The organism is Nodosilinea sp. LEGE 07298 (genome assembly GCF_015207265.1).
In the GTDB taxonomy this organism is placed as follows: Bacteria; Cyanobacteriota; Cyanobacteriia; order Phormidesmidales; family Phormidesmidaceae; genus Nodosilinea.
Genome location: NZ_JADEXE010000436.1, coordinates 1 through 4,298 on the forward strand (window position 1 = coordinate 1; position 4,298 = coordinate 4,298).

Annotated in this window: 5 protein-coding genes; all 5 read left to right on the forward strand. The window is 56.5% G+C overall.

The features are described from left to right. On the forward strand, nucleotides 1–706 hold a 706-nt coding region (locus IQ273_RS31105; protein WP_194026957.1), incomplete at its 5' end, for a GTP-binding protein. After that, entirely contained in the window at nucleotides 703–1,515 is an 813-nt protein-coding gene (locus IQ273_RS31110) for a metallophosphoesterase (protein WP_194026958.1), read from the forward strand. The genes IQ273_RS31105 and IQ273_RS31110, both read left to right, overlap by 4 nt. A gap of 106 nt (nucleotides 1,516–1,621) precedes the next feature. Beyond that, on the forward strand, nucleotides 1,622–2,365 hold the full coding sequence (locus IQ273_RS31115) for a metallophosphoesterase (protein WP_194026959.1): 744 nt from the start codon (nucleotides 1,622–1,624) through the stop codon (nucleotides 2,363–2,365). A 96-nt stretch (nucleotides 2,366–2,461) separates the two neighbouring features. After that, the gene (locus IQ273_RS31120; RefSeq protein ID WP_194026960.1) at nucleotides 2,462–3,166 is read left to right on the forward strand and encodes a class I SAM-dependent methyltransferase; all 705 of its coding nucleotides are present in this window, start codon (nucleotides 2,462–2,464) and stop codon (nucleotides 3,164–3,166) included. A 212-nt stretch (nucleotides 3,167–3,378) separates the two neighbouring features. Next, the coding region (locus IQ273_RS31125) for a GTP-binding protein (protein ID WP_194026961.1) at nucleotides 3,379–4,298 on the forward strand (920 nt) is incomplete at its 3' end.

Sequence of the window (4,298 nt, forward strand, 5' to 3'; positions counted from 1 at the left end):
CCTCAAAGATCAGTCCACTCCCCAGTTCTATGTGTGTCCGGGGCTTGGGGAGATCTCGGTAGATTTGGCGCGGATTGGCTATCGGTTTCCCTGGGTGCAGGTGGTGACCGAGGCGAAGCTGAAGGCGGTGCTGACTGACTTGCCAGAGCAGGCCACGGTGTATTTTGAGTGGGGCTTTCATCTCGATCTGGGGTCGCCGTTTTTGGCTGGGCTGGGCTGTGAGCGAGTGGCTGTCTTGCCCCCTGACCTGCCGGAATCTGACTGGCACACCTGGGCCGACCGGGTGGTGGTAGGCAATGCCGTGGCGGCTCCGGCCAATGGGCAGCTGCCTGAGATTTGGTGTACGCCCCTGACCGGGCAGGTGTTTGACCCGCCCAGTTTAGATAGCTTGCTGATTGAGCTGACGGGCGGGGCCTACGGCCAGGTGTGCCGCATGAAGGGCATTTTTGAAATGCCCAATGGTCATGCCTTCCACGTTGATTTTGTCGAAGGGCTGCCGGGGATGGAGTATACCGAGTTGAACATTCCCCCTTGGCTAGAGGGGCGGCCCATCCGCTTTAGCGGCATTGAGGTAGTGGGCTGGGGACTGGAGCGAGAGGCGATCGCCCAAACCCTGCTCGACGGCTGCCTTTCTGACGTGGCCCTGGCTCAGTATCACCAGCATTACCAAGCTTTAGACCCTGCCGAGGAGGCGCTTTTAGTATGAAACTCGCCGTTATATCCTGCATTCACGGCAACTATGAGGCACTGAACGCGGTGCTCTCTGATATTGATGCCCATAAGGCTGACCAGATCTACTGCCTGGGGGATTTGGTGGGCTATGGCCCTCACCCCAACGCGGTGGTGGAGATGGTGCGATCGCTCGATATCCCCACCTGCCAGGGCTGCTGGGATGAAGACATCGTTGAGGGGCTGAATGCCTGCGACTGTAGCTACCCCTCTCAACTGGCCGAAAAGCGGGGCCACCTGGCCCACGAGTGGACAAATCGGGCGATTCACCCCGAAGTGCGGGAGTATTTGGCCTGCCTGCCCATGACCCTGCGCCAGGATAATCTCTGCTTTGTCCACGGCAGCCCCAACAGTCAGCACGAATACCTACTGCCCACCATGGATGGCTTCGCCGCCCTAGAGCGAGTCTTGGCCGCCGAGGCAGATGTCTTATTCTGCGGACATACCCACATCCCCTATCTGCGGGAACTGGAGAACGGCACCCTATCGGTGAAGGTGCAGCATCCAGGGCAGAGCGAAACCCACCGCGAGTTCACCGCCCCCCTCAAGCGCATCGTCAACGCTGGCTCCGTTGGCGAACCCCGCCACGGCCGACCCAACGCCACCTACGTTCTCTACGACACCGACAGCGCCCAGACTACCCTGCGAGAGGTGCCCTATGACTACGAAAAAACCTGCGCCGCCATCATCGAGCAGGGCCTGCCGCCCATCTTCGCCTGGCGATTGGCTCGGGGTATGGAGTTTGCCGAGCGGGCGGAGGATGCTGGGCATGTGTGTGAACGGTGAGGGGGATCGGGTTCAAGGTTTACGGTTCAAGGTTTACGGTTTCGCCTTATGCCTGACACCTTGCACCTTGCACCTAATACATACCTTGCACCTTTCATAAAAACCAATGGCAAACTGGGCAATTCTCAGCGGAATCGAAGGCAATCTAGCAGCCTATGAAGCAGTGCTGGCGGACATTCGGCGGCAGCGGCAGCCGGTGACGGATCTCTATATCTTGGGCGACCTGGTTGGGTTGCGGGGGGATAGTGAGGAAGTGGTGCGGCGAGTGCGATCGCCCCAGCGCGGTGAGCCTATTCCCCAGGTGTGTACGGGCTGGTGGGAGGAGCAGTGCTTTAGCCTGCACGGCATTCGCGGCCTACCCGATGCACCGGAGCTGGTCGAACGCTATGGCATTGGGGCGGTGAAAGACCTGTGGGAGGCGGTGTCGCGGCAGACGGTACAGTGGTTGGCGGATCTAGACTTTGGCTTTCACGAGCTGGATTGTCTGCTGATTCATGGCAGTACGGTGAGCTATGGCGATGAGTTGACGCCGGAGACGCCGCCGATTCAACTGTGCGATCGCCTCATCCGCGCCGATGCCAATACTCTGTTCTGTGGGCGATCGGGCCTAGCCTTTGAGTGCTGGGTCGAGCCTGGTGCTCTGCGGTCTACGGTGACCACCCTTGACCAAACTGCCGCACCCCAGGATCAGGAGAAGTCGCCGCGCCGAGTCGTGGGGGTGGGCAACGTGGGGCGGCAGGGATGCCAACCGTCCTACGTGCTCTATAACCCTGGTACAGACCAAGTGAGCTTTAAATGTGTTCAGTCCAGTCCGGCCAGGGGGTTTGGGGCGGCTAGGCCAAAAAAATAAAAATGCTGAGTTTGGCGATCGGCAACTGTGGGCTGCCCTCAGTAAGCGTGAATCTTTAGAACACGAAAAAATACACAACTACCACTTTATTGAACTATGAAAAGCCCAGAACCAGCCATTGTTTTCGATCAAAAACGCGCTTCATCCTACGATCAACAGTTTGATGCCCTAGCGCCAATTCGCGATGCCCTACATTTACAAATCCGCATCATACTGTCAGAACTTCCCGTCGATGCCAATATTCTTTGTGTGGGAGTGGGCACCGGAGCAGAACTCATTTATCTTGCCCAAGCGTTTCCGCAATGGCGGTTTACTGCGGTAGAGCCTGCCGCACCAATGCTCGATATTTGTCGCCGCAAAACTGAAGAGAGCGGCATCGCCTCACGCTGCACGTTTCATTTGGGCTATCTTGACTCACTGCCCGCCTCAGATGCTTTCCATGCGGCAACCTGTATTTTGGTGTCTCATTTCTTTATGCAATCCGATCAGCGCAGCCACTTTTTCCAACAAATCGCGGCCCGGCTTCAGCCTGGCGGGTATTTAGTGAGTGCTGACTTGACTGCTAATATGGCAACTGTCGAGTATCAAAGCCTGCTTGAAGTGTGGCTGCGAATGCTGAGATATGCTGAATTGCCTGCTACAGAAATTGAAAAATTCCGCACGTCCTACGGTCACGATGTCGCCTTATTATCACCCGAGAAAGTTGCATCAATTATGACTGAGGGAGGCTTTGAGCTGCCGATCTTGTTTTACCAAAGCCTTTTGGTTCGGGCTTGGTATGCTCAGAGGCGTCTTGGCTGAAGGTTGCCCATCAGTGTCAAATACTGTCCAATCTAGGGTGAAATGTCACTGAATTGAGGCTGGTGGGCACTGCCCACCCTAAGGCAGATTAAGGCTTCTAACGATTTGCTGAGGTGGATCTCAGTTTATTTCAGTGACATTCAGCTATGGGGGGGTGCATCTCCATTTTGCCTTATTATGAGAACGATTATCATTCCATAGGTAATGCGGCGATGTCCTACCACCCCCAGCCCTCATCTTTGGCAGACCCAGCAATTCCCAAGCGGGGTCTGCCGGTGACGCTGATTACGGGCTTTTTGGGCAGCGGCAAAACCACTCTGCTCAACCACATCTTGACCAACCGGCAGAATCTCAAAGTGGCGGTTTTAGTCAATGAATTTGGCGACATCAACATCGATAGCCAGCTGCTGGTCTCCATTGACGAGACCATGGTGGAGTTGAGTAACGGCTGTATCTGCTGCACCATCAACGATGACCTAATCGACGCCGTGTATCGGGTGCTAGAGCTGCCCGATCGCGTCGATTACCTGGTAGTCGAAACCACGGGCCTGGCCGACCCGCTGCCGATCATGCTCACCTTCGTGGGCACCGAGCTAAAGCGGCTCACCCACCTAGATTCTGTCATCACCGTCGTCGATGCTGAAACCTTTACCGACGATCACTTTGACAGCGAAGCGGCGACCAGCCAGCTCACCTACGGCGACATCATTCTGCTCAACAAAGCCGACCTCACCCCCGAGGTCAAACTCACCTGGCTAGAGGCCTACATTCAGGGATTCAAAGACCAGGCACGGGTGCTGCGCTGCTCGCTCACCGAGCAGGCAGACCAACTGCCCTTGTCTGCCCTACTGGATGTGGGGCTAGCTCCGGCCCTGTCCCCGGCAATAGTCAGCGCTGCTCAAGTGGCCCAACCCAACAGCCATTTGGGCAGTGATGGCTTTATGTCGATTCCCTTCCGGAGCGATCGCCCCTTTAACGTAGACCGCTTTGAGCATTTTTTAATGGCTCAATTACCCGCCGAAGTCTTTCGGGCCAAGGGAATTCTCTGGTTTGAAGGCGAAGACCTGCGCCACATCTTTCAGCTCAGCGGCAAACGCTTTAACCTCAGCCCCGAACCCTGGATTGGCCCACC

Bases quoted from the DNA above. Each gene is read 5' to 3' on its own strand.
- IQ273_RS31110 (WP_194026958.1), top strand. From the start codon at position 703: ATGAAACTCGCCGTTATATCCTGCATTCACGGCAACTATGAGGCACTG.
- IQ273_RS31115 (WP_194026959.1), top strand. From the start codon at position 1,622: ATGGCAAACTGGGCAATTCTCAGCGGAATCGAAGGCAATCTAGCAGCC.
- IQ273_RS31120 (WP_194026960.1), top strand. From the start codon at position 2,462: ATGAAAAGCCCAGAACCAGCCATTGTTTTCGATCAAAAACGCGCTTCA.